General features: G+C 55.0%; 20 protein-coding genes and 1 other annotated feature (1 of these 21 running past the window's edge). Of the genes, 15 read left to right on the top strand and 5 right to left on the bottom strand.

All coding sequences use genetic code 11. The annotated features are described in order from the left end of the window. Positions 1–49 precede the first annotated feature (49 nt). The 5 genes from MKX51_RS03760 to MKX51_RS03780 all read left to right on the top strand — a co-directional run bounded on the left by MKX51_RS03760 (position 50) and on the right by MKX51_RS03780 (position 11,043). Positions 50–625, top strand: a complete 576-nt coding sequence (locus MKX51_RS03760; protein WP_036693681.1) for a TetR/AcrR family transcriptional regulator — start codon at positions 50–52, stop codon at positions 623–625. A gap of 248 nt (positions 626–873) precedes the next feature. Then, positions 874–3,228, top strand: coding sequence for a YhgE/Pip domain-containing protein (locus MKX51_RS03765; protein WP_340991248.1), 2,355 nt, complete (start codon positions 874–876; stop codon positions 3,226–3,228). A 374-nt stretch (positions 3,229–3,602) separates the two neighbouring features. Next, positions 3,603–8,198, top strand: coding sequence for a glutamate synthase large subunit (gltB, locus tag MKX51_RS03770; RefSeq protein WP_340991249.1), 4,596 nt, complete (start codon positions 3,603–3,605; stop codon positions 8,196–8,198). Between the two features lie 1,137 nt (positions 8,199–9,335). After that, positions 9,336–10,262 (top strand): ABC transporter ATP-binding protein, encoded by a 927-nt coding sequence (locus MKX51_RS03775; protein ID WP_340991250.1) that lies wholly within the window; start codon positions 9,336–9,338, stop codon positions 10,260–10,262. Continuing rightward, entirely contained in the window at positions 10,255–11,043 is a 789-nt protein-coding gene (locus MKX51_RS03780; protein ID WP_339222572.1) for an ABC transporter permease, read from the top strand. The genes MKX51_RS03775 and MKX51_RS03780 overlap by 8 nt, the downstream gene beginning before the upstream one ends. A gap of 51 nt (positions 11,044–11,094) precedes the next feature. Here MKX51_RS03780 and MKX51_RS03785 read toward each other — a convergent pair whose 3' ends face one another. After that, a complete protein-coding gene (locus MKX51_RS03785; protein WP_340991251.1) occupies positions 11,095–11,544 on the bottom strand; it encodes a bactofilin family protein in 450 nt (149 codons plus the stop codon). A gap of 28 nt (positions 11,545–11,572) precedes the next feature. Then, positions 11,573–12,850, bottom strand: a complete 1,278-nt coding sequence (locus MKX51_RS03790) for a M23 family metallopeptidase (protein WP_340991252.1) — start codon at positions 12,848–12,850, stop codon at positions 11,573–11,575. A 277-nt stretch (positions 12,851–13,127) separates the two neighbouring features. On the opposite strand from MKX51_RS03790, the gene cls reads away from it, so the two are divergent. Both cls and MKX51_RS03800 read left to right on the top strand, forming a co-directional pair. After that, entirely contained in the window at positions 13,128–14,558 is a 1,431-nt protein-coding gene (gene cls / locus MKX51_RS03795) for a cardiolipin synthase (protein ID WP_340991253.1), read from the top strand. Between the two features lie 167 nt (positions 14,559–14,725). Next, positions 14,726–15,634 carry a YitT family protein gene (locus MKX51_RS03800; protein WP_340943755.1) on the top strand — a complete coding sequence of 303 codons (909 nt, stop codon included), beginning with the start codon at positions 14,726–14,728 and terminating at the stop codon, positions 15,632–15,634. A 174-nt stretch (positions 15,635–15,808) separates the two neighbouring features. Here MKX51_RS03800 and ligD read toward each other — a convergent pair whose 3' ends face one another. Further along, positions 15,809–16,705, bottom strand: a complete 897-nt coding sequence (ligD, locus tag MKX51_RS03805; RefSeq protein WP_340991254.1) for a non-homologous end-joining DNA ligase — start codon at positions 16,703–16,705, stop codon at positions 15,809–15,811. Between the two features lie 179 nt (positions 16,706–16,884). Here ligD and MKX51_RS03810 point away from each other — a divergent pair, with 179 nt between their 5' ends. Next, positions 16,885–17,661: a hypothetical protein gene (locus tag MKX51_RS03810; RefSeq protein WP_340991255.1), complete on the top strand. Its 777-nt coding sequence runs from the start codon at positions 16,885–16,887 to the stop codon at positions 17,659–17,661. A gap of 186 nt (positions 17,662–17,847) precedes the next feature. Here the strand turns inward: MKX51_RS03810 and MKX51_RS03815 are convergent, their stop codons facing one another. After that, positions 17,848–18,846, bottom strand: coding sequence for an ATP-dependent DNA ligase (locus MKX51_RS03815; protein WP_340991256.1), 999 nt, complete (start codon positions 18,844–18,846; stop codon positions 17,848–17,850). Beyond that, entirely contained in the window at positions 18,839–19,819 is a 981-nt protein-coding gene (gene ku / locus MKX51_RS03820) for a non-homologous end joining protein Ku (protein ID WP_340991257.1), read from the bottom strand. Before ku ends, MKX51_RS03815 begins: the two co-directional genes overlap by 8 nt. Positions 19,820–19,961: 142 nt before the next feature. Here ku and MKX51_RS03825 point away from each other — a divergent pair, with 142 nt between their 5' ends. The 7 genes from MKX51_RS03825 (at position 19,962) to tsaD (ending at position 24,950) form a co-directional block, all read left to right on the top strand. Next, complete coding sequence (locus MKX51_RS03825) at positions 19,962–20,141, top strand: hypothetical protein (RefSeq protein ID WP_340943744.1); 180 nt, start codon at positions 19,962–19,964, stop codon at positions 20,139–20,141. Positions 20,142–20,156: 15 nt separating this feature from the next. Continuing rightward, positions 20,157–20,342: an H-type small acid-soluble spore protein gene (locus tag MKX51_RS03830; RefSeq protein WP_340991258.1), complete on the top strand. Its 186-nt coding sequence runs from the start codon at positions 20,157–20,159 to the stop codon at positions 20,340–20,342. A 662-nt stretch (positions 20,343–21,004) separates the two neighbouring features. Then, entirely contained in the window at positions 21,005–21,979 is a 975-nt protein-coding gene (locus MKX51_RS03835; RefSeq protein WP_340991259.1) for a DMT family transporter, read from the top strand. A gap of 88 nt (positions 21,980–22,067) precedes the next feature. Further along, entirely contained in the window at positions 22,068–22,559 is a 492-nt protein-coding gene (gene tsaE, locus MKX51_RS03840) for a tRNA (adenosine(37)-N6)-threonylcarbamoyltransferase complex ATPase subunit type 1 TsaE (RefSeq protein WP_445321982.1), read from the top strand. Continuing rightward, a complete protein-coding gene (gene tsaB, locus MKX51_RS03845) occupies positions 22,556–23,383 on the top strand; it encodes a tRNA (adenosine(37)-N6)-threonylcarbamoyltransferase complex dimerization subunit type 1 TsaB (protein WP_340991260.1) in 828 nt (275 codons plus the stop codon). Before tsaE ends, tsaB begins: the two co-directional genes overlap by 4 nt. Further along, positions 23,380–23,904, top strand: coding sequence for a ribosomal protein S18-alanine N-acetyltransferase (gene rimI / locus MKX51_RS03850; protein ID WP_051477836.1), 525 nt, complete (start codon positions 23,380–23,382; stop codon positions 23,902–23,904). The genes tsaB and rimI overlap by 4 nt, the downstream gene beginning before the upstream one ends. Next, entirely contained in the window at positions 23,901–24,950 is a 1,050-nt protein-coding gene (gene tsaD / locus MKX51_RS03855) for a tRNA (adenosine(37)-N6)-threonylcarbamoyltransferase complex transferase subunit TsaD (protein ID WP_340991261.1), read from the top strand. The genes rimI and tsaD overlap by 4 nt, the downstream gene beginning before the upstream one ends. 450 nt (positions 24,951–25,400) lie before the next feature. Beyond that, positions 25,401–25,684 (top strand) — a binding site (T-box leader); it runs 6 nt beyond the window's last position.

A 25,684-nucleotide genomic window follows, 5' to 3' on the forward strand; every position in this document is an offset into this window, starting at 1 on the left:
TGGTCAGAACGGAAGCGGCAGACGATCCTTCAGGAAAGGGAGTGTATGAATGGCTGTGGTAGATCGAAGGCAGCAGGTGCTGCAGGCGGCGACGAAGTCTTTTTCATTATTCGGGTATAAGGCAACAACGATGGACCAGGTCGCCAAGATTGCCAATGTCGGCAAAGGGACGATTTACACCTTTTTTACGAACAAGGAACAGTTATTTGATGAAATCCTGCGGGACGTCATCATCGAGATGAAAATGATCGCCGAGCGGGAGATTAGGCGCGATAAGCCGTTTTTTGATAATCTGCACCGTGTGCTGGATGCCCTGCTGGAATTTCGAAGCGAACACGAGCTATTCATCAAGCTGTCTCAGGAGAGTCTGGACTTCGGAACGCCGCAGGCTGGTGAAGGACTCGACAAGATCGAGAGTGTGGTGCTTGAATATCTGGAACGGGAGGTGGAGCAGGCCATTCGTCAAGGGGAAATCAAACCCTGCGATCCCCAGATTGTGTCGGTGGTAATGTTCAGGCTATATATCGCGCTTACTGCTGAGCTGAGCAAGGTACATGTACCGTTGACCAAAGAACAGATCAAGCATTATTTTCATCTGTTTTTGGCAGAAGGGCTGTCGCAGTAGAAGTTAAGTCCGGTATAGGGATGGCGTTTCACACTGCTGCGCTTTCCCTGATTGGGACCGGGCGGGCTGAGGCGGATGGTGCTGAGTTGGATCGTACTGAACAGGATAGACCCATTTTTTTTGCCTTTGATTGACCAAGTGGGGAAAACAGTCATTTGGTGTTACTGTAATATTCACGAAACTATCATTTCACAGCAAGTCACCGTATTTTTCAAGAGAGAGCATATGATCATAAGGAGAGAACCAGAATGAAATCTTTATCCGTGTTTATGAAGGATCTTGGCGCGGTATTCAAGAATCCCAAGATGCGTATTTCCATGTTCGCCATTCTATTTATTCCTGTTCTGTACAGCGGATTGTTCCTGAAGGCATTCTGGGACCCTTACGGTAAAATGAACGAGCTTCCGGTAGCGGTTGTCAATCAGGATAAGGGTGCTGATTATGAAGGCACCAAGCTGACCGCCGGAGAGGATCTGGTCACGGAGCTGAAGAAGACGGACGGGTTCAAGTGGAACTTCGTCAGCCGGGAGCAGGCGGAAGCCGGACTTGCGGATAATACCTATTATATGGCGATTGTGGTTCCGGAAGACTTCTCGGCCAAGGCAACTACACTGCTGGATGCAGATCCGCAGCCGGCCAAGATCATCTACGAGCCGAATGAAGGCTACAACTTCCTGGCAGGCCAGATTGGCGGCACGGCAGTGAAGGATATTAAGAGCAAGGTATCCGCCAAGATTACCGAAGCTTATACCAGTTCTGTATTTGATAAAATCACCAAAATCGCAAACGGTCTGGGCGAAGCCGGAGACGGTGCGACCAAGATCGCAGACGGCGCCACCAAGCTGGATGATGGCGCTCTGAAGCTGAAGGACAATCTGGTTGTCCTCACCGAAGGCACCGGCAAGCTGCTGGATGGTGTAGCGCCGCTTACGCAGGGCGTGAGTGATCTGAATAACGGTGCAGCCGCACTAAAAACCGGCAGCAGCACGCTGGCCGGAGGACTGCAGCAGTTATCCGCAGCGCATAAGCAGCTGCAGGAGGGTGTAACGCAGTCAGCAGCGGGCAGCAAGCAGCTGAATGCAGGGCTGCAGAAGACAGCAGCCGGAACGGCTTCGCTGCAGGCCGGAACCCAGTCGGCTGTAACCGGCACCGAGAAGCTGCAGACAGGTACGAAGGCTGTGGTGGACGGCAGCGCGAAGCTTGCGGCCGGATTAAGCTCCTCCGCCGAGGGCAGTGCGAAGCTTGAAGCCGGACTTACGGCTTCGAAGGACGGCAGTGCCAAGACAGCAGCCGGAGCCAAGGCTGTAGCTGACGGTCTGCAGGCGCTGGCGAAGTCGAATCCTCAGCTGGCGGCAAGCCCTGAGGTGCAGAAGCTGCTGGCAGCAAGCGCAGCAGTAGCTGCGGGCACGGCGCAGCTGGACCAGGGCCAGCAGCAGCTCCTTGACGGAGCTGCGGCCCTGAACAGCGGCCAGGAGCAGCTGCTGCAGGGAGCGAATCAGCTGCACAGCGGTTCACAGCAGCTGGATGCAGGGGTAGGCCAGCTGCATGACGGAGCGCAGAAGCTCTACGCAGGCAGTTCGCAGCTGCTGGATGGCCAGAATCAGCTGGCAGCCGGAGCAGCTGCACTGGAGAACGGCGGTACGAAGCTGACCGCAGGCATGAAGCAGTTCGGCGCGAAGCTGGACGAAGCTGCAGCGGGCGGTGCGAAGCTGGCAGACGGCGGCCGGGCGCTTGAAGCCGGCACTACGAAGCTGCTGGCCGGAGCAGGCAAGCTGGGCAGCGGCCTCAGCTCGGTAGCCGATGGCTCGAAGAAGCTGAGTGACGGAGCAGGGCAGCTGAAGGATGGCCTGGATGAGCTGAAGACAGGCTCCGGTGAGCTGGCAAGCAAGCTGGGCGATGCGGCTTTACAGACCAAATCGGTGAACAAGACCGATGGACTGGTATCTATGTTCGCCCAGCCGGTACAGATCGAAGAAGTGAAGGTTAACAAGGTGCCTAACTACGGCACAGGATTCGCTCCTTACTTCCTGTCCCTCGGTTTGTTCGTAGGTGCTCTGATCTGTACGATTGTTATCCCTATGCGTGATTCCGAAGTCATTGGCGCCAGCCGGTTCAACCGGTTCATGAGCCGTACCCTTACGTTCTCCATGATGAGTGTGCTTCAGGCTCTGCTGGCTGTCCTGATTGTCTTGTATGGTCTGGGACTTGAAGTACAGAATGTACCTTTGTTCTACGCCTTCTCGTTCATTACCAGCCTGGCCTTCATGTGGATGATTCAAGCGATTGTTACCTGGCTGGATCAGCCGGGCCGCTTCGTAGTCATTCTGATTCTGATCTTCCAGTTGACTACAAGCGCAGGAACCTTCCCGCTGGAGCTGATTCCTAACTGGATGAAGTTCTTCAATCCGCTGCTGCCGATGACTTACAGTGTCAAAGGCTTCAAGGCAGTAATCTCTACGGGAGACTTCGGCTCCATGTGGGCCGATGCAGGAACGCTTGGTGCTTATGGAATAATCTTCCTGGCGCTTACCTTCACCTACTTCATGACCCGTGACCGCGGCAATGAAGCGGTGCTGAAAAGTGAACAAGTTTTGACTGTATAAATCAACAATATTCTCTGTAAAACATACGAACCAAAAGCGCCCCCTCAGGGGCGCTTTTGGTTTATTTATAAATATAAATAGCTAAAGGAAGTGCCGTTTTCAGGGCGGGAAAATGATTGGAACGCTTTCAATGCATAAGCGCTTATTCGTCATTTATGCATAATTATACATTCGACAGTTTTTTTACGCTTTTATTCGCTAAAGCTGCACTGTAAAAGTATTTGTTAATCAAGCTCATAAAAAAGTTTAAATTGCGCTCATGTCAGCTCGATGATAAAATAATAACACCAATTCTGCCTGAATAATTATTAAGATTTTCCGCTGAAAAATTTTCCTGGAATTCCGTCTACTTTATAATAGAGAGGTTGCATGTGATGAGACACACTGAACTGCCCGGCAAACAGGGCCTGTATGATCCCCAGTTCGAAAAAGACGCTTGCGGCATGGGATTTGTCGCGCATATAAAAGGCAAGCCGTCCCATGATATTGTCAGCAATGCGCTGACTATGCTCTTCAATATGGAGCACCGGGGAGGCCAGGGAAGCGAGCCGAACTCTGGAGACGGAGCCGGCATTATGCTGCAGATTCCCCACCGTTTCTTCGCCGGCGAAGCTGCGAAGCTGGGCTTTGAGCTTCCGGAGCCGGGCCATTATGGCGTGGGTATGATCTTTCTGTCTCATAACGAGGAGATCCGCGCCCGCCATGAGGCGCTCCTGAGCGAGATTATCGCGGAAGAGGGTCAGCAGGTACTCGGTTACCGCGATGTCCCGACCTTTGACGAAATGCTCGGCAAGACGGCCAAGGCGGCTAAGCCTTATGTACGCCAGGTATTTATCGGCCGGTCGGAGGGAATCAAGGATGACCTGTCCTTCGAACGCAAGCTGTATGTGATCCGCAAACGGGCAGAGCTGGCGATCCGCTACGGCGGGGCAGAAGAGAGCGAATCCTTCTATGTGCCGAGTCTTTCCTGTAAGAAGATCGTATACAAAGGCATGCTCACTACCGTACAGGTCGGACAATTCTATCTGGACCTCCAGGAGGAGACGCTGGAATCAGCGATTGCGCTGGTCCACTCCCGCTTCAGCACCAACACCTTCCCAAGCTGGGAACGTGCCCACCCTTACCGCTTCATGATCCACAACGGTGAAATTAACACCCTTCGCGGCAATGTGAACTGGATGCATGCCCGCCAGTCGCTGTTCAAGAGCGAGAAGTTCGGAGAAGACATCAGCAAGGTTAAGCCGGTGGTGAATCCGGACGGCTCCGATACGGCCATGTTCGATAATACCTTTGAATTCCTCTACCTGAGCGGACGTTCCCTGCCCCATGTGGCGATGATGATGGTTCCTGAGCCTTGGAGCAATCATGACAGCATGGACGAGAAGAAGAAAGCCTTCTATGAATACCACAGCACCCTGATGGAACCGTGGGACGGGCCTGCCGCAATGGGCTTTACCGACGGTGTACAGATCGGGGCCATCCTCGACCGTAACGGCCTGCGTCCTGCGCGTTACTATGTCACCAAAGATGATCTTATTATTCTCTCCTCTGAAGCGGGTGTCCTCGACATTCCGGCAGAAGATGTTCTATACAAAGACCGGCTGAGACCGGGCCGCATGCTGCTCGTGGATACGAAGCAGGGCCGGATTATCTCGGACGAAGAGGTCAAGGCCGAGATCGCCTCCGAGCAGCCTTATCAAGAGTGGCTGGATGAGCATCTGATCGGTCTCGATCAGCTCCCGGATGCACCGGAGCTGCCGAATCCGAAGCATGATAATGTGCAGCAGCTGCAGCAGTCCTTCGGCTATACCTTCGAGGATCTGCGCAAGGTGCTGGAGCCTATGGCCTCCACAGGCGCCGAAGCTGTCGGCTCCATGGGTTACGATTCTCCGCTGGCCGTGTTATCAGACCGCCCACAGCGCCTGTACAATTACTTTAAGCAGATGTTCGCCCAGGTCACTAACCCGCCGATTGACGCCATCCGTGAAGAACTGGTAACGTCCACAGCGACTACGATCGGACCTGAACGCAACCTGCTGAAGGCAGAACCGGAGAGCTGCCGGCAGATCTCGCTGGATTCTCCAATTCTCTCGAACGAGGATTTCGCCAAAATCCGTCATGTCCGCCGTGCGGGCTTCAAGTCGATGTCCATTCCGATTCTCTTCCCGGCAGAGCTGGGGGCAGAGGGGCTGCGAATCGCGCTTGACCGGATGAATGAGGCGGCAGACCGCGTCATGGGCAAGGGCCATAATATCCTTATTCTGTCCGACCGGGGTGTAGACCGTGAGAATGCGGCAATTCCGGCGCTCCTGGCAGTCTCCAGCCTGCATCACCATCTGATCCGCTCGGGAACCCGTACCAAGGTCAGCATCCTGCTGGAATCCGGCGAACCGCGTGAAGTTCATCATTATGCGCTTCTGCTGGGTTATGGTGTAAGTGCGGTCAATCCTTACCTGGCCTTCGAGAGTCTCGATGACATGATCAGCCAAGGCCTGCTCCGCGGAATCTCGCATGAGAAGGCTGTGAAGAACTATATCAAGGCAGCTACGAAGAGCGTGGTCAAAATTCTGTCCAAAATGGGAATCTCCACGATTCAGTCCTATCGGGGGGCACAGATTTTTGAAGCGGTCGGGCTGAATTCGGAGTTCGTAGACCGTTACTTCACCTGGACGCCTTCGCGTATCGGCGGGATTGGCCTTGCGGAAGTGGCGCAAGAGGCGCTTGCCAGCCATTACCGCGCGTTCACCGACAAAGACGGCAACGATATGGTGCTGGATTCCGGCGGTGAATACCAGTGGCGCAGTGACGGGGAAGAGCATCTGTTCAACCCGCAGACCATTCATCTGCTTCAGCACTCCGTGCGCAGCGGTGATTATGAGATGTATAAGAAGTATGCAGCGCTCGTTCAGGGCGAAAGCGAGAAGCACCAGACGCTGCGCTCGATGCTGCAGTTCAAGAGCGTAGGTGCTCCGGTATCGCTGGATGAGGTAGAATCGGCTGAATCGATCATGAAACGCTTCAAGACCGGTGCCATGTCCTTCGGCTCGATCAGCAAGGAAGCACATGAGACGCTGGCTATTGCCATGAACCGTATCGGCGGCAAGAGCAACACCGGGGAAGGCGGAGAAGATCCGGCGCGCTTCCTTACGGACGCTAACGGCGATTCCCGCCGCAGTGCGATCAAGCAGGTGGCTTCGGGACGGTTCGGCGTTACCTCCAACTATCTGGTGAACGCCGACGAGATTCAGATCAAGATGGCGCAGGGCGCCAAGCCGGGTGAAGGCGGACAGCTTCCGGGCCGCAAGGTCTACCCTTGGGTGGCAGAGGTCCGTGGTTCAACGGCAGGTGTGGGACTGATCTCGCCGCCGCCGCATCATGATATCTATTCGATTGAGGATCTGGCCGAGCTGATCTATGATCTGAAGAATGCCAATCCGCGTGCCAGTATTAACGTGAAGCTCGTCTCTGAGGTTGGCGTGGGCACTATTGCCGCAGGTGTGGCGAAGGGCCGCGCTGATATTATCCTGATCAGCGGTTACGACGGCGGTACCGGCGCTTCGCCGATGAACTCCATCCGTCATGCCGGACTGCCTTGGGAGCTCGGCCTGGCGGAGACCCACCAGACGCTGATGCTGAACAATCTGCGCGACCGTGTCGTGCTGGAGACAGACGGCAAGATGCTCAGCGGGCGTGACCTCGCGGTAGCCGTTCTGCTGGGTGCTGAAGAATACGGCTTCGCTACTGCACCACTGGTAGCCGTAGGCTGTATCATGATGCGTGTATGCCAGATGGACACCTGTCCGGTGGGCGTAGCGACCCAGAACCCTGAGCTTCGCAAGAACTTCATGGGTGATCCGCAGCATGTGGTGAACTTCATGACCTTCGTGGCACAGGATCTGCGTGAGATTATGGCCGAGCTGGGCTTCCGGACGATTGAAGAGATGGTCGGCCGTACCGATTGCCTGGATGCGGTTAAGGCATCTACACACTGGAAGAAGAAGGGCGTTGATCTGAGCAGCCTGCTGCACATTCCGGCCATGCCGGAAGGCAGTACACGCTTCCGCAGCAAGTTCCAGAACCACGGTCTGGAAGAGACCCTGGATATGACCCATCTGCTGGATATTGCTGCACCGGCGCTGGAATCCGGCACGGCAGTGGAAGCTTCCCTGCCGATCACGAACGTGAACCGTGCCGTGGGTACGATTCTCGGCAGTGAGCTGACGCGCAAATATGGCGCAGCAGGTCTACCGGACGATACGATCCGGCTGCACTTTACCGGATCGGCGGGACAGAGTCTGGGTGCCTTCGTGCCGAAGGGCATCACTATTACCGTTGAAGGCGACTCGAATGACTATGTCGGCAAAGGGCTGTCCGGAGGCAAGCTGATTATCCGGCCTTCGCGCAAGGCTACCTTCGCGGCAGAAGAGAATATCATCATCGGAAATACGGCGCTGTACGGAGCAACCGGCGGCGAAGCTTATGTGAGCGGCATTGCCGGCGAACGGTTCGCTGTCCGCAACTCCGGGGCGAATGTAGTCGTTGAAGGCGTAGGCGACCACGGCTGCGAATACATGACCGGCGGACGTGTGGTTGTACTGGGTACAACAGGCCGTAACTTTGCAGCAGGGATGTCGGGCGGTATTGCTTATGTATACGATCCTGACAACACCTTCATCAAACGCTGTAACCTGGAAATGGTGCTGCTGGAGCGTGTAGAGGAAGCGGACGAAATCGCTGAGCTGCATGCTATGATCAGCCGTCATACCCAGCATACAGACAGTAATGCGGGCCGGGCAATTCTGGATTCATGGGATGAGGCCCTGCCGAGATTTGCCCGTGTCATTCCGAAGGATTACAAACGGATGCTGGAGCAGATCCGCAAGGTGGAGAGCAGCGGTTTGACCGGTGAAGCTGCACTGATGGCTGCTTTTGAAGCGAATATGCGTGAGCTTGCGCGTGTTGGCGGTTAAGATTTTACATTTTATAAGTGATGTGATTTGGCATTGACGGAGCATGTCGCTAATCAGGAGGCCGTATCTTTCCATTATGGGAAGATACGGCCTCTCTTGTTCTTCTCTCTTTAGGAAATTATGATATCGTCTGAAGGTGATAAAGTATGCTTATCGTTATCGTTGTGGATAATAAATGCAGCTTAATCCATCCGCAGGATGCTGGCGCGAGGGTGGACGGAGCAAATGTATGTGAAAAGCAGTACACATTGTGCTGATGCGAGGGTGAACGGAGCAAATGTATGCGAAAAACAGCATACATTGTGCTGGCGCGAGGGTGGACGGAGCAAATGTATGTGAAAAGCAGTATACATTGTGCTGATGCGAGGGTGAACGGGGGAAATGTATGTCAAAAACAGTATACATTGTGCTGACGCGAGGGTGGACGGAGCAAATGTATGCGAAAAACAGTACACATTCGGTACACGGGGCCCCATGCTGCACCAATGTAATCGGTTTTCCGATTACATTTCGCCCTCGCGCCCCGCGCTGGTCCAATGTAATCGGTTTTTCGATTACATTTCGCCCTCGCGCCCCGTGCTGCTCCAATGTAATCGGTTTTCCGATTACATTCCGCTCATACGCCCCGCGCTGTCCAATGTAATCGGTTTTTCGATTACATTTCGCCCTCGCGCCCCGCGCTGATCCAATGTAATCGGTTTTCCGATTACATTCCGCTCATACGCCCCGCGCTGGCCGATTATTGTGCTCTCACGAGGAGGATGGCCCGAATGTATGCCAAATACAGCATGCATGGCGCTATCCCGTTCATCCGGTAGGATAATTTCGTTTCAAATATAAGAATGTATATGTTTCACGCTACACATTATCCTTCTATTTCTCACCGAAACGATACCGTCCTTTAAAAGGACGGCAAAGCCGTCTCCACTTGCTTTCTATCCTTTCCCTGCATATCTTCCCTAATTTCAGGGAAAAGGGAAGGTGTGGTAAAATATATAAATGGTTGAAACGGGTTTTGGTTATAACAATAAAGTGTAAGTAACGGAGGGGAAGTCCAAACCTTTCCCGCAGTTGCGATGGACACTTTAATTTAATCTGTACCCGTTTCACACCAAACCGACGAAAGGAAGTGAAGTTATGCCGAATACGGCAGAAGTGGTGAAGCCTGTAGCCAGCCTGATGGGGGTTACCAAAAAGATAGGCTCCAAAACGCTGATCAGCGACTTGACACTCGACATTCCACCCGGGCAAATCTTCGGATTCCTCGGGCCGAACGGAGCCGGTAAAACCACTACCATCCGTATGATGGTAGGACTGATCTCCATTAGCCGCGGGGATATCCTGATCTGCGGACGAAGCATCAAAGACCATTTTGAAGAGGCCATAGCCAATGTGGGGGCCATCGTAGAGAATCCTGAAATGTACAAGTTCCTAACCGGATACCAGAATCTTCGCCAGTACGCCCGCATGGTGCCCGGCGTGACCAAAGAGCGCATCAATGAAGTAGTGGAGCTGGTCGGCCTCAGCCAGCGGATAAATGACCGGGTCAAGACCTATTCCTTAGGGATGCGCCAGCGGCTCGGGGTGGCCCAGGCTCTGCTGCATCGGCCGAAGCTGCTGATTCTGGACGAGCCGACCAACGGACTGGACCCGCAGGGTATCCGCGAGCTGCGTGATTATCTGCGCAAGCTGTGTCAGAGCGAGGGGACAACCGTGTTTGTCTCCAGTCACCTGCTGTCGGAGATGGAGCTGATGTGCGATAGTGTGGCGATTATCCAGAACGGCCGCCTGATCGATGTGAAGCAGCTTAAGACTGTCGGGGATGCAGCGGTACCGGTAAGCCAGACGTTCTTCGAGGTAGATAACCCTGAGGCTGCACTGGCTCAGATCGGCCAAGGTGTAATCATGGAAGGCGGAATTGCTGTGGATGCGGTGCGGGAGGAGATTGCCGAGCTGAATGCCAAGCTGGTAGCTGCCGGGATTAAAGTCTACAGCATCAAAGCGATGTCCCGTTCGCTTGAAGATCAATTCTTGGAAATTACAGGAGGTGAAGGCATTGGGTGAGTTCGCTTCTCTCATACATAATGAGAATATCAAAATATTCAGACGTCTGCGGACATGGATTATGCTGGTTCTTCTGGCACTGATGAGCGCGCTGTTTCCGGCGCTGGTTCATTTCACCACGAACGGCAGTGATGTAGTCGGGCTATGGGACAGCTTCCGGACCACCGTAGCCATCGCATTTTTCCTGAATACCATCTTCACAGCTCTGGTAGCTGCCGACTCCGTGGCGGGCGAATTCACCTGGGGAACGATTAAGCTGCTGCTGATCCGCCCATGGAGCCGCTCCAAGATTCTGCTCTCGAAATATATTTCGCTGGTTATCTTCAGCCTTGTGAGCACGGGCGTGCTGATCCTGTTCGGCTATGGCTCCGCCTTCATTTTCTCTTCCGGGGCTGCAGGGATTACGGGGGACATGGTGATGGGCTGGGGGCAGGGCGAATATGTCTTCATGCTGATTCTGTGCAGCTACATTGAGCTGTTCCTGACAGCAGCTATTGCCTTCATGATCTCCAGCGTGTTCCGTTCCAGCGGCCTTGCGATTGTGCTGTCGCTGTCGATCATGTTCACCAAGGATATCTTTATCGCCATCTTCAACCCCGACCGGTATGAGTGGGCGAACTATCTGATTTTTGCCCATATGAATCTTAGCAATTATCTGGTGTCGGATACCGGTCCCGGGGGAGCGACGCTGGGGTTCGCGATTGCCGTCCTGGCTGTGTATTATGTTGTATTCATGGCGGTATCCTGGATTGTGTTCCGTAAAAGGGATGTAGCAGCGTAAGGCGCAAACTGGGGCTGGTCAATGCAGGCGTACAGGCTGAGCGCTTACGGCTCATGCACCCTCCAGCTTACTCTGCTTGCTCTCTCTGCGCTTGCCTGCAGTCTTCTTGGCAGTGACCGTATGCAGCCCGCCCGCTGTCTCAGGGGCGGGCTGTTCGGTCATGGCCACAGCTCCGTTCAGCAGGCTGCCTTCCGCAATGCTCAGAGAACCGGCGGCAATGTTACCATGCAGCTGTCCCGTTCCGGTGAGTATGAGCTTCCGCTGGGCGGTTACGTCTCCATAGACCTTTCCGGCGATAATGATCTCCTGCGCCTCGATGCTGGAGTGGACGGTGCCTTGCTCACCAACCGTCACAGTACCCTCACATAGAATCTCCCCGCTGAAATTCCCTTCAATCCGCAGGTTCGTATCGCAATGCACTTTCCCCTCAAGCGTGCCGCCATGTCCGATCAGCGAATCGGTTGACCTCAGCGAAGCACCCGGTTGACGTCTGTTCCACATTCCCGCATTCCTCCTTATAATCTTGAACCTATAAAGGCTTCACATAATTGAGCGGATTCACCGGCTTGTTCTGCTTCACGACCTGGAAATGCAGATGGGGTCCCGTGCTGCGCCCGGTGCTGCCCAGCATGCCGATCTGCTCCCCTTTGCCGACCCGCTCGCCGGGGGAGACCGTCATTTGGTTCAAATGCATGTACCAGGTCTCCAGTCCATTGTCATGCTTGATGATGATGTATTTGCCCCGGGCTCCCATTTGTTCTGCGGAGGTAACCACGCCGCCCAGTGCCGCGTATACCGCATCTCCGATATTTCCCGCAATATCAATCCCGGAATGATAAGCAGAGACCCCCTTAAAAGGATCGGAGCGGTAACCGAAGCTGGAGGTGATGACCTTCGAGCCGGTAGGCCACATCACGGCCCGTGCCAGCCGGGCTTGCTTCTCCTGGGCTTGTTTGGCCTGAAATTCCGCTCTTGTCTTGTGTGCCTTCTCAGCCTGTGTAATCGTGCTTGAGATACTGCCAATCATCTCATCCATGATGCTGCGGATCTCCTCGAAGTCGTCCTTTGTCTCCTCAACCAGCCGCTGCGGATCATTCTCGTAGACGGCGACATATTCACCGCCGACCTGCGGATTCGGGAGCAGGCTCAGTGCTGTAGCAGCAGCCCTGATCCGGAAGTTGACGGCAGGCGATACGGCGGCAGAGAGAGCTTCCGGCTGTTCCCGGATGAACGGGCCGGCGCTTAAGCGGCTGATCTTACCATAGCTTCCGGCGGCTACGGCTCCTGCTCCGGTATCAGGCAAGTCCGCCACTACCGGCTGGCTGCCTATGACGGAAGCTGCGGAGGTTGATATATCCGCGCTGTAGGTCTTGGAGCCAGCATCTTCAGTGCGGGTAGCCTTACTAGAACTGCTACCGGCAGCGGAAGAGGTGGTCTCCTTGTTGATTAGTGACTGCAGCTGCTCTTCCAGCTCTGTGACACTCTTCAGCTTGTCTTTAATGCTCTCCGCTTCCTCCGAGAGCTCGCTTACCTGGCCGCGCAGCTGCTGCAATGCCTGATCCTTATCGGCAACCTTCAGCTCCATGCGGATATTGGTCAGCGATAAGGCGGCCGCTTCGGCCTCCAGCTCTGCGATGGACCGGGAGGCATGGATATGCATGGAGGTGACCAGACTGGAGAGGGACAGCGCGGCTGCGGCAGGCAGCGCCAGAGCGAAGGGCTTCGACATCTGCAGCTGCTTCACAGGCCGTCCGGCCTCACGCATAACGAGCAGCGTAATCTTTTCCTGACTTGGCTGACTCTTCATAACGTCTCCTTACTGCGGCCATAGCAGCCGCTGGGTATGAACTGACTGATACAATCTGTCGGGGTGCAGGGGGCTTATCCGATTCGTCCTACTACTCTATGTATTCCATAACTAAGGTGAACATGACAACGGTTTACTTGAATAAAGAAGGAGAGTTAAGGCAAAACCTGTAGTAAGCGCAGGCTTCTGCCGCCGCAGATTTCTCATGAAAGTTAGCAGGCGCCGTCTATGCCCGCAGAGATAGTAATAGTTCATTCAGTTGATCAGGAGGACCGGAATGAGGATATTTGCCGTGATCTTATGTCTTTTTATTGTGCAGCTTGCCATTATTACCGCTTCCGAATTCCGCCGTCCGCAGCGGGCGCTTGCCTGGATATGTATTACCTTCTGTTGCCCGCCGCTGGGTCTGCTGTTCTACTATTTCCTGGGGCGCGATTACTGGCAGAGCCGCAAGCTCGTGAACCGGTGCGTCTCCCTGCTGCGGGAAATCCGTATTCATATTGCCGGCAAGATTCATCAGGTCAAGCAGGTGGAGGATACCGGCAACCCCGGATTTGAACACCGCTCTGAGCTGCTGCACCTGTTCTCTGAACTGGCGGACAGTCCGGTTACAAGCCATAACCGGTGTGAAGTGCTGTCCAGCGCACAGGCAGCGTATAAGTCCATGCTGGAGGTGATGGAAGGTGCGCAGGAGCACATCCACATGGAGTTTTATATTTTCCGGGAGGATGGGATCGGCAAGCAGTTCCAGGAGCTGATGATCCGCAAGGTACGCCAGGGGGTGAGGGTGCGCCTGCTGTGCGATGGCCTGGGAAGCCATAAACTAAGCCGGGGCTTTGTGAATACACTGAAGAACGCGGGGGTGCAGGTTTATTTTTTTCTGCCGCCGCTGACTGCACTGCCGGACCGCCGGTTCAACTACCGTAATCACCGGAAGATCCTGGTGGTGGACGGACTGACCGGATTCACCGGAGGCATGAACATCGGCGATGATTACCTGGGCAAAAATCCGGAAATGGGCTACTGGCGGGATACGCATCTGCGCCTCGAAGGGGATGCCGTCTATCAGCTGCAGTATGTGTTTCTCAAGGACTGGCGGCTGGCGGCCGGTGATGCGCTCAGCCATCCGCGCTTCTTTCCGGATCATGACTGTAGCGGAAGGGAAGCCGTGCAGATTGTCGCCAGCGGTCCCGATGCGGCCATAGATGCGACCCAGGAGATGTATTTTGCTTCCATCTGTGCCGCGAGACAGCGTATCTGGATGACCTCGCCATATTTTATCCCCGACCCTGCGATAAGCAGAGCGCTGAAGAATGCGGTTCTTAGCGGTGTGGACGTGAGGATCATTATCCCGGCGAAGCCGGATAACAAGCTGGTCTATTATGCCACGCTGTCGTATCTGGAGAATCTGCAGGACGCCGGCGTGAAGTTTTACCGCTATACCAGAGGGTTCATGCATGCCAAGGTCATGATTATCGACAGCCTGCTGGCCACCGTCGGCAGTGCCAATCTGGACATGCGCAGCTTCTATTCCAACTTCGAGCTGACGGCGGTGCTGTTCCGTCCGGAGACTATTACAGAGCTGGCTGAGGACTTCAGCAGAGATCTGGAGCAGAGTGAATTCATTGATCCGAAAAAATTCCGGGAGCGCAGCCGTAATGTCAAACGCATAGAAAGTCTGTGTCAGCTCTTATCTCCGCTATTATGACAGAAAAGATGGCCGAATCATCGATTATCGAAGGTTATATCAATTTACATGCGTTATTTGACTTTCCTTTATGATATAATGGAAATATAAGAAGAACAGGGGAGAAGGCACGACTGTACGTTCGCTTTCGTAAGCTTCTTAGATATACTATTTATAGGGGGAGTTCTATGACTGTAAGCCAACATATCTTTACGAGTGAAGAACAGAAGAAGACGCAGAAGTCTGGAGTGTTCAAGACGGCAAGACTGGCCCAGCGGATTGTGATGATTGTCATCGGAGCGGCCATGATGTCTGTTGCCCTTGAAATTTTTCTTGTTCCCAATAAGTTGATTGATGGCGGAATCACCGGTATTTCCATTATGTTGTCCCATATTTTCAATATACCGCTCGGTATTCTATTGACCCTGCTTAACCTGCCGTTCCTGGTTATCGGGTATAAGCAGATCGGGAAGACATTTGCCTTATCTACTCTATTTGCTGTAATTGTAATGTCCATCGGTACCCAGTTGCTCCATCCTGTTCATCCCATTACGGTTGAGCCGCTGCTCGCAGCAGTATTCGGAGGGGTAATTCTCGGCGTTGGGGTCGGGCTCGTTGTCCGTTATGGCGGATCGCTCGATGGTACTGAGATTGTAGCCATTCTGGTATCCAAGAGGCTTCCGTTCTCTGTAGGGGAAGTCGTTATGTTCTTCAACCTGTTCATTCTGTCCGGCGCAGGCTTTGTGTTCGGCTGGAATAATGCGATGTTCTCGCTTATTGCGTATTACATTGCTTTCAAATTGATTGATATTACACTTGAAGGTCTGGACCAGTCTAAGTCGGTATGGATTATCAGTGATAAATTCCGTGATATCGGCGAAGCTCTGACGGAGCGTCTGGGACGCGGAGTGACTTATCTTGATGGTGAGGGCGGATTCTCCGGCGATAACAAGAAAGTGATTTTTGTTGTCATTACCCGTCTGGAAGAAGCGAAGCTGAAGTCTATCGTAGAAGATTGGGATTCTGACGCGTTCATCGCAATCGGCAATATCCATGATGTTAAGGGCGGCCGCTTCAAGAAAAAAGCAATTCATTAGCATTAGCGTAACCGGTTCAGCCGGAACGCTTCGAAGGAAGGTATATTTACGAACGACAGAGTAACCCATACGGCGGTCCTGACTTGTTGCCCCGTATGCCCATATATAATAATACCTTCCGTCCTGATTCTGGACGCCAGATAAGCCCGCAGCCTGAGAATGGCATTTGCGGGCTTATTGCTGTCCTGAGGGCAGCTTGGCAATAATCGCTTCGACCGGCTGGGGAGGAACCTTGGCAATCAGATCTCCTAACCGGCTGAGACGCTCTTCTATATTCAGCAGGTTAAAATCTGTAGGCTTGACGCCCCGTTCAACCTCCTCCCACAGGAGGGGAGTGGAGACGGTAGCCAGCGGCCGGGCGCGCGGGGTGTAAGGGGCAGCAAGCGTTTTGCCGCCGTAATGCTGGAGATAATCGAAATATATTTTATCCCCGCGATGCTTCTTCAGGCGCTCCAGGGTGAACAGATCAGGGCGCTTCTCGGTGACATAGCGGCCTACGAAATGCCCGATCCGGCGCAGCTCATCGAAGGTCACCCCCGGCTTAACCGGAACAATGATCTGTACTCCGGTGGCTCCCGAGGTTTTGGGAACGGAGTCCAGTCCGAGCGATCTCAGTACCTCCCCTACCACAGCAGCAGCTTCCATAATCCGCGGTTCGACCTCAAGCGAAGGGTCCAGATCAATCATCCATTCACAGGGCAGAATACTGCCGGCATAATGGAGGGAGGGATGGAATTCGAGCGCAGCCAGATTGCCCAGCCAGAGCAGCTCCGGCAGGCCCTGCAGCACAATGTAGGTGATATCATCCTGCACCGCCGTGCGGACGAATTCCGGCAGCGGTTCCGGGGCGTTCTTCTGATAGAAGGACATCCCGGGAACGCCATGGGGATAGCGGATCACCGTGAGCAGCCGGTCCTTGCAATAGCGCAGCAGGTAAGGCGAGAGGGCCGCCAGCTTTTGCAGATAGATCTGCTTGGTGATGCCCATCTCGGGCCAGAGCGGTTTGTCGGGATTGGTGATGCTGATTTGCTGTCCGTCTACTGTAATGGTTCCTTTAGTGGCCGCTGGCATGGGACATCCCTCCTTAGGCTTGTCTATGTCTGTACTAGTATTTGCCGTGCTGCCGGTTTTCAGTCGGGATTCCGGTCCGGGATAAGGGCAGTTCACACTTTTTTTGCGCAAAATGTCCCTTTTGGTCAGGGCCGGGGCTTATAAGGGTGTTAGCTATAAGAGAGGAGCGTTTTACGATTTTGGATGAAATGGAGCACCTCGTTGTTAAGGTCACGCCGCCCTACATTGGCTCTAGCTCTGCCCGGGAACGTTTCTTTAAGCTAAGGGAGCAATATGAACAACAGGCGCAAGCAGATTTACAGCCGGGGGAGACAGCAGCTTATTATGTCAATGACAGTGAATTGATTGCATTGATGAACGGGCTGGGTTATGGGAAACCGCTATTTTTCACTAGCAGAACGGTTACCTATACCAACTACGCGAAGCTGTCAGCCGCCCGGGAGCAAACGGGCAAGTGGAGCTTTGCACTGCCGCCTGAGCGAATAGGCGGGTTACAGTTTGCCGGGGGCCGGCTGTTCGCCAAAACCCCCTCTGCGTTTGAGCCGGAGTACCAGCTGGCACTGGAGACATTGAAGGCCAAAACGGAAGCTGCTCCGGACGGGAATCCGCTGGCTGCAACTTTATGGCCCTTGGAGAAGCTCGCAAGCGCCGAGGTGATCTATCAGGATGGAAGTAATCAGCTGAAGCTTCAGTTATTCTGGAATAACGCAGCAACCACCGGTCCTTCGCAAATTCACGTATCCCCCGGCCAAACGACTGAACTATGGACCTACGAGGATAAGGAGCTGCTATTCATTCCGGGGACAGGCGCTGGAGAAGAGAACGGAAGTTCAGTAAGCAGACTGTATTGGTATGACAGCGCCTACGGAGGGCTTGCTTTGATTACGGACCCGCCGGATAAGCGGCTGACCCGGGAGCAATGGGAGAGCATTGCCGCCGGTATGGTGCAGCGGTGAGGGGAAGCGAGCGGGCATCAGGGCGTTAAAATAAAGGTGTTCCAGAAGCCGCAAAGGCTGAGGAACATCTTTTTTGTATGCGAAAAACCGAACACAATGATGTCCCTTTTTGGAGTCCGGCGGCATTATAGGGGTGTTGCAGCAACAACACATCCACTGCCGGAAGCCTTACTCCCCAATAGGCAGCTAGAACCCCCTCTGGCTTAAAGAACAAGAATGGGCGGGCAGTTCGACCTGAGCCTGAATCACAGGCTGGCGGAAGGTGCCGGAGGGATTCCATTCCAGAAAATGCAGCTTAAATACCAGCTCAGGCTTAATCCAAACGGAGCCTGAGCTTCGCTGCGGAAGCTCGGCAAACGGCATCTGCTCTGTGACAAGTCCCGGAATTCGTCCGGTCAGCGTCCGCCAGTCCTGGACGGTCATTCTGCCCGCCCCGGCATGTCCGATATAATGCAGCCTGCCGGCATCATCATACAGGCCGAACAGCAGCGCATTCACGATGCCGTCCCGGAAGGTGACGCCCCCGGCGACAGCGGTGACATCGGAGATGATCTTGAGCTTCTGCCAGCGTCTGTCCTTGCCGCCCAGCGCATAGGTGCTATCGAGATCCTTGCAGACGATCCCCTCCAGACTCCCCTGCCGCGCGGCAGTAAGCAGTTGTGCAGGGTCCGGGTAGCTCGGCACCTGCTGCACATGGGGATGGGGCAGCAGCATCTCCTTCAGCAGCTCCTGCCGCCGGGACAGCGGTTCGTCCAGCAGCCAGATGCCATCACAATACAGCATATCAAAAACCATATACAGCACCGGAACCTGCGGCTGCACTGCCCGGATCGCCGCCTCATTCTTCAGGCTGTCCCGCCGCATGACCTCATGGAAGGAGGGCTTGCCGCCGCTGAGTGCAATGATCTCGCCATCCAGAATGAAGGAGCCGGCCCGGCAATAGCTCCCTGGTCCGGCCAGCTCAGGATATTGGAGCGTGCGCCGGTTGCCCCGGCGGTTAATCAGTTCGGCCTGGCGCCCATCGTAATAGGAGATCATCCGCACGCCGTCCCATTTGATCTGGGCGATCCACTGGTCCCCGTCGGGAAGCACAGAGGCCAGTACAGGCTCAAACGGAGTGATGGTCTTAAGCTGAAGGGAGCTGTCCAGCCTGGCGGCGGGTGCAGACACCCGGCCTCTAGGCACCGGTGCCCTTGCTCTTCGCGCTCCGGCGCTTCGGCTTCGGAGCGATCACCGGAATCGGTCCGGTGGCTTCATCTACAACCGGAGCGGCGGGTGTATCGGTTGAAGTCCCGGCGGCAGTAGCCTTGGCCGGACGTTTCTTCGCACCGGCGGCTGTCCGCGGCTTGGCCCCGCTGTCTCCCTTGGCGGGTCCGGGATCGGAAGGAATATGCTGCACAGCTTCGATACTGGCCTGCAGGGCGGCCATCAGATCGATAACATTGTTCTCCTGGCGGGCCGGAGCAATATGGAACTCTTCGCCTGCAATCTTATGTGTAATCAGATCAAGCATCCGCTGGCGGTAATCATCCGTATATTTGGCAGGCTCGAACGGGGTGGACAGCTGTGAGATCAGCAGCTTGGCCATGTCCAGCTCCTTGTCGTTCACGCTGCCCGGCTCCGGCAGGCCGGGAACCTGCGATACCGGACGGACCTCGTCCGGGTAATAGATCGTCTCAATCGCCAGACAGTCCGCCAGGACGCGGATGGCGGCCAGACTGCTTTTGGAGCGGATGGAGATCTTGGCAATACCGATCTTCCCGGTCTGACGCATCGCCTCCATCAGCAAACGGTAAGCATTGGCACCTGCCTGGTCTGGTGACAGATAATAGGTCTTCTGGAAATAAATCGGGTCAATCTCCGTCAAATCCACGAAATCCAGTATGGTGATGCTCTTGCTGCTCTCCTCGCTTAGCTGATCCAGCTCCTCCTTGTCGAACAGGACAAATTTTCCCTTCTCATATTCGTACCCCTTGCCGATCTCCTCCCAGGTGACCTCCTTGTCACAGACAGGACATTTACGTACATAAGACAGCGGACTGCCGCATTCTTTGTGGATGTAGCGCAGCGAGATGTCTTTATCCTCCGTAGCGGAGAACATCTTGACCGGAACATGCACAAGCCCGAAGCTGATGGCTCCTTTCCAAACGGTATGCATGAGAATCGCCTCCTGATGGGATGTGTTATGGCTTAGTATGGAACGGGATGGCTTTTTCTAGCCGGATGCATGTTTTGAGAGTCATGGGAAAAAATAAATGCTGCTCAGCTTGCACAGACACAAAGCGTGAAAAGGGGGCATTATGGACAAGGAGCACTATCACTGGAGCGATGCCCTATCGGAGCAGGATATTCCGGCAGAGGCGGTCAATTGGGACAATATTATTGCCGATCCGGAGGATGCCGGACTGGACGAGGACGCAGGCCTGCTGGATGCCGGTGCAACCATAGGGGAGCTTCCGGCGGAAGATGACGAGGAATAAGGAGGCAAGAAGAGAATGGATATAACACGTGCGAAGGATATTTACGCTTCCAAGGACAAGATCGCTGTGCATCTCGACGGAGAACCGGTTTGGATTGAGCATGTAGATTCGGATAACGGTATGGCAACGGTTCAGGTAGGCTCCCGGCCGGATAATACGCAGACTGTTGGCGTTGAGCGGCTGGAGGAGCAGGAGAAGTAGCGGTTCAGCACAATAAGTCTGGCAGGTATTCAGGTAAAATACTAATTGGAGCAGGCGTTCTCTTGGCGGTGACACCATCGCAGGAGTCTCCTGCTTTTTGTGTGGCCTGACCTCCTACACACGTTATGCTCAGGGCCGGGCGTGGAGCGCGAATGAGGTGTATGAGTGCACCCTGAATTCGTGGAAAGTGAGCGTGGGGCGGCTTACGGATACATGAAGCGAGGAATGGCGGACTGTAGTGCTCTTAATGGAATAGATTTCCTCATTTTGTGGATTCATACGGACTCAGAGGCCGTTAAGTAACCTATTCGGCGTAACATTTGGCTCAAAATTCGAAGTTAACGGCACTTGAGTCCGCAACAAGCAGCAAAATGATATTTTAAGCCAAATAGCGGCTTCTGTGTCCGCTTAACTCCCAGCAGTCCACTTATCTGCCACCATGCTCATTAGTCACCTCACACACCGTCTTCTCGCTCATCCGCCACCATGCTCATCCGCACCACACACCCTGCACTCCCCTCACCTGTCACCTCCTCAAGTCACCTTCCCTCACAGCTTCAACTGGCAACGGCCCCATAATTATAGCTGACACAGATATTGACGCCGGGAGTGGTGAGCCCCTATATTTGGGAGTAGAATTTTGACGAAAAGAGATGATGGAAGTGCGTCCGATATTGCTGGGTGTGTGCTCGGCGCTGTTTTTTGCGGTGACGTTTGTGCTGAACCGGAGGATGGAGCTTGCGGGAGGAAGCTGGGCGTGGAGCGCCTCGCTGCGGTACTTGTTCACGCTCCCGCTGCTGCTGGCGATTGTGGCCGGAAGAGGGAGGCTGAAGCCGCTGCTGGCTGCGATGAGAGAACGGCCCGGAGCCTGGCTGCTGTGGGGCACTGTCGGGTTCGGCCTGTTCTACGCGCCCATCTGCTTCGCCGCTGCCTATGCACCGGGCTGGCTGACAGCAGGAACGTGGCAAATCACAATTATCTCCGGTTCGCTGCTGGCTCCGTTCTTCGGAGAATGGGTTAGCGGACCGGGAGGACGAGTATACATAAGAGGTAAAATCCCGCTGCGCGGGCTGCTCCTCTCCTTGATTATTCTCGCCGGAGTAGCGCTGCTGCAAGTGGAGCAGGCGCGGCAGCTTGCCCCTTCCCAGGTCCTGCTGGGCATTGTCCCGGTCCTTATCGCTTCCTTCGCCTATCCGCTCGGCAACCGTAAGATGATGGAGCTGTGCGGCGGCCAACTGGATGTATTCCAGCGGATTCTTGGCATGACGCTTGCCAGCCTGCCCTTCTGGCTGGCTGTCGCTCTGTATGGTATGGCAGATACAGGCCTGCCCTCCTCCCCGCAAATAGGACAATCAGTCATTGTTGCACTCAGTTCGGGAGTTGTGGCTACGGTGCTGTTTTTCCGGGCTACCGATCTGGTCCGGGGCAGCATGAGCAGTCTGGCAGCCGTGGAAGCGACCCAGTCACTGGAGGTGCTGTTCGCCTTGCTGGGGGAGATGCTCTTACTGGACTCGCCGCTGCCTTCCCTCCTGTCATGGGCGGGGATTGCGGTCATTATTGGTGGTATGGTGCTGCATAGCCTGTTCTCCCGGCATCCTGGGAAGCCTGCGGCGGCTCCGGCGTTCTCAACGGACTGACAGGCTGTTGCGGTGCAAGTAGCATACCGATATAATTAAAAGTATTGTTAACTGTTAAGGGATCTTCATAAAGGTGGTAGTTGCAGCTTTGGACAATAATACACAAACGGTGTTCACAACCCGTTCATTCAGCCTTCAGGATACGGAGGCACTTGCCGCCGCCATTGCTGCCGCGTCATCGGCGGGGATGGTTATCGGACTTGACGGGGATCTAGGTGCAGGCAAAACAGCGTTCTCGCAGTGCTATGCACGCCACTTGGGTGTGGAAGGTATTGTGAATAGTCCTACTTTTACCATTATCAAAGAGTATGAAGGACGTCTGCCGCTGTATCATATGGATGTATACCGGATATCGCTGCAGGAAGCGGACGAGCTGGGACTGGAAGAGTATTTCTACGGTCAGGGTGTGAGTCTGGTGGAATGGAGCCGAATCATTACTGAACTGATGCCGCCGCGGCATCTCCATATAGAGCTGAAGACCGCCGGCCCGGAGGAACGGGAGATTACGGTGACCGGAATCGGAGAGCCTTACGGCGAATTGTGCCGGATGCTGATCCAGAAGTGGGGTAAAGAAACATGACGAACTCGAATAATGAGCCGCGCAAGCGGTTTTTGGCGCTGGATACATCAACGGCAGTTCTGGGAGTGGCTGTGACTGGCGGCGGGGAGCTGTTGCATGAGATTAATGCTTCCGGGGAGCGGAACCATTCGGTTCATCTGCTGCCTATTATTGAGCAGGCACTTCAGGCGTCTGCCACTACGGCCGACAGAATCGGCGGAATCTCGGTTGGGATCGGCCCGGGCTCCTATACCGGAACACGGATTGCTGTGACTGCAGCCAAGACGCTGGCCTGGGCCTGGAACGTACCGGTTACCGGTGTATCCAGCCTGCATGCGCTGGCCTGGGGCGGATACCATGCGGCTTCTGCGCTGCAAGAGCAAGACGCTATAACTTTTGCGCCCGGCACGGCAGGAACAGACTGGATCATTCCGCTGATCGATGCCCGGCGGGGACAGGCATACACCGCTGTATTCGCGGCGGACGGGGACAAGCCGCCCCGGCGGCTGGCGCCGGATGCGATCCGGCTGATGGCCGACTGGGTGCAGGAGCTGGCGGTACGGCTGAAGGAAGCCGCAGCTGAGGGCAATCTGCCGGACACACTGTGGTTCGTAGGGGAGACGGCGCTGCATGGAAGTGCGGACATGCTGGCTCCGCTGATGGAAGCTGCCAACGTCCAGGCATTGCCTTATGAGCTGGAAGGACGCTGGACCGGATTTCTGGCGGAAGCGGGTCTCTACGAAGAGAGCGGAGATTTGCATACGCTAATTCCCAATTATACGCAGTTGTCGGAGGCGGAGGCGAATCTGCGCCGCAGCAGCGAAGGGAGCCTGAATACACGATGATCGAACCGGAACGTAGACCGGCTCAGGGGACTGAGCTTGTTTTTCGCCTGATGCGGCTGGAGGATGTGCCTGCGATTCTTGTGATTGAACGGGAGGCCTTCACCATGCCTTGGACAGAGGAAGCCTTCCGCAACGAGCTGACCCACAATCATTTTGCTAAATATATGGTAATGGAGCTGGCAGGGCATATTATTGGCTACGCAGGAATGTGGGCGATTGTCGATGAGGCGCATGTCACCAATATTGCACTGCTGGAGGCCTACCGGGGACGTAAATGGGGCGAGCGGCTGCTGGACGAGCTGATGAAGACGGCGGCTTATCTCGGCATGCAGTCGATCACGCTTGAAGTACGGGTCTCCAATGAGGTGGCCCAGAATTTATACCGCAAAAAAGGCTTCAAGCCTGCCGGTACCCGCAAGGGCTATTATTCGGACAACCGCGAGGACGCGCTCATCATGTGGGCCGATCTGCCGGAGTACGGGGAGCAAGCTGTAACGGAAGGAAGCGTGGACTTGAAATGAAGACAGACACGGGCGCAAGAGAGCCTGTATTGATTCTGGCAATTGAAACCAGCTGTGACGAGACCTCTGTAGCTGTAGTGAAGGATGGCTGTGAGGTGTTGTCCAACATCATCTCCAGCCAGATTGAGACCCACCGGGCATTCGGAGGTGTGGTGCCTGAAGTGGCCTCCCGCAAGCATGTCGAGGTGATTACGCTGGTCATTGAAGAGGCTTTAAGCGCGGCAGGCGTACGTCCGCAGGAGCTGACAGCAGTGGCGGTAACGCAGGGTCCGGGACTGGTGGGGGCGCTGCTGGTTGGAGTCGTGGCTGCCAAAAGCCTGGCGCTGGCCTGGGGCAAGCCGCTCATCGGCACACATCATATTGCCGGTCATATCTATGCCAACCGGCTGGTCAAGGAATTGAAGTATCCGGGTATGACGCTGGTGGTGTCAGGGGGGCATACGGAGCTGGTGCATATGGAGCGGGAAGGAAGCTTCCGGATCATCGGGCGCACCCGTGACGATGCCGTCGGCGAGGCGTACGACAAAGTGGCGCGGGCCCTGGGCTTCCCTTATCCGGGAGGGCCGCATGTGGACAAGCTGGCGCATGAAGCGGAGGAAGCCTTCGCTCTGCCGCGTGTGTGGCTGGAGCCGGGCTCGTATGACTTCAGCTTCAGCGGTCTGAAGTCCGCGGTGCTGAACGCGGTGAATCAGAGCAAGATGAAGGGGCTTGTGCCGGATGTCGCGGCTATTGCGCGCGGCTTCCAGGAATCCGTAGTTGAAGTGCTGGTCGAGAAGGCGATCCGTGCCGTCCGTGAATACCACGCGGAGCAGCTTCTGCTCTGCGGAGGGGTAGCGGCGAACAAGGGGCTGCGCGAAGCCCTGATCCGGCGCTGCGGAACAGAAGGGATTGAGCTGATTATCCCTCCTCCCGTGTATTGTACGGATAATGCGGCGATGATTGGTGCCGCAGCTTATGTGAAATGGAGACATGAAGGCGGAATTCCGCTGGATATGGTAGCTGATCCCGGTTATTCGCTGGAGAAATGGTCGGTATCTGCCTATTGACTTTTGCAGAAGCCGCCGGGTATAATCAGTTCAATTCAATCATCTTATATTTGAACAAACGCAAGGATCGGAAGCAGTAAGGTCACTCCGGGATAAGAGAGCTGCGGGAAGGTGCGACGCAGTCGATGGAGACCTGAACTCGTCCGGGAGCGGAGCGGTGGAAGCAGGGAGCTCTTTGAACAGGAGCGCTGGCCGGTACAGGATGTAATCCGGCAACCTTAGGTACACCGTTACGGTTAACCTCCGTGAGAGGGTGGTCAGTCAAGGCTGGACGGAGTGGTAACATTCCGGGAACCTTGCAGACATGGAGTGGGTATCGCAGAACAGCTGGAAGATCAGCGGGTTCGGATATCAACAAGAGTGGTACCGCGACAGTGAACAGCCTGTCGTCTCTTGAATGAGACGGCAGGCTTTTTTTGTGCACATTTTGTGAGAAGAAGTTTATAGGAATGACACGCAAGGATCGGGAGCAGTAGACGGCCAAGGTGAACAGAGAGCTGCGGGGAGGTGCGACGCAGACACCGGAGGCCGGCGAATCTCGCCCGTGAGCGGAGCGGCGGAAAGTGCTACAGGTACGCTGCTACGGATGTCCCCGTTACCGGACTATTCAGATCTTTATAGCTTCCGTTATCGGGGCTGGGAGATCTGATCTAAGCTGGACGCAGCCGGGACTTCTGACATCAGGGAGCCTATGCGTCAAAAAGAGTGGTACCGCGGAGGGCTGACCCCCCGTC

The organism is Paenibacillus sp. FSL M7-0420, from assembly GCF_038002345.1.
GTDB lineage: Bacteria > Bacillota > Bacilli > Paenibacillales > Paenibacillaceae > Paenibacillus_AQ.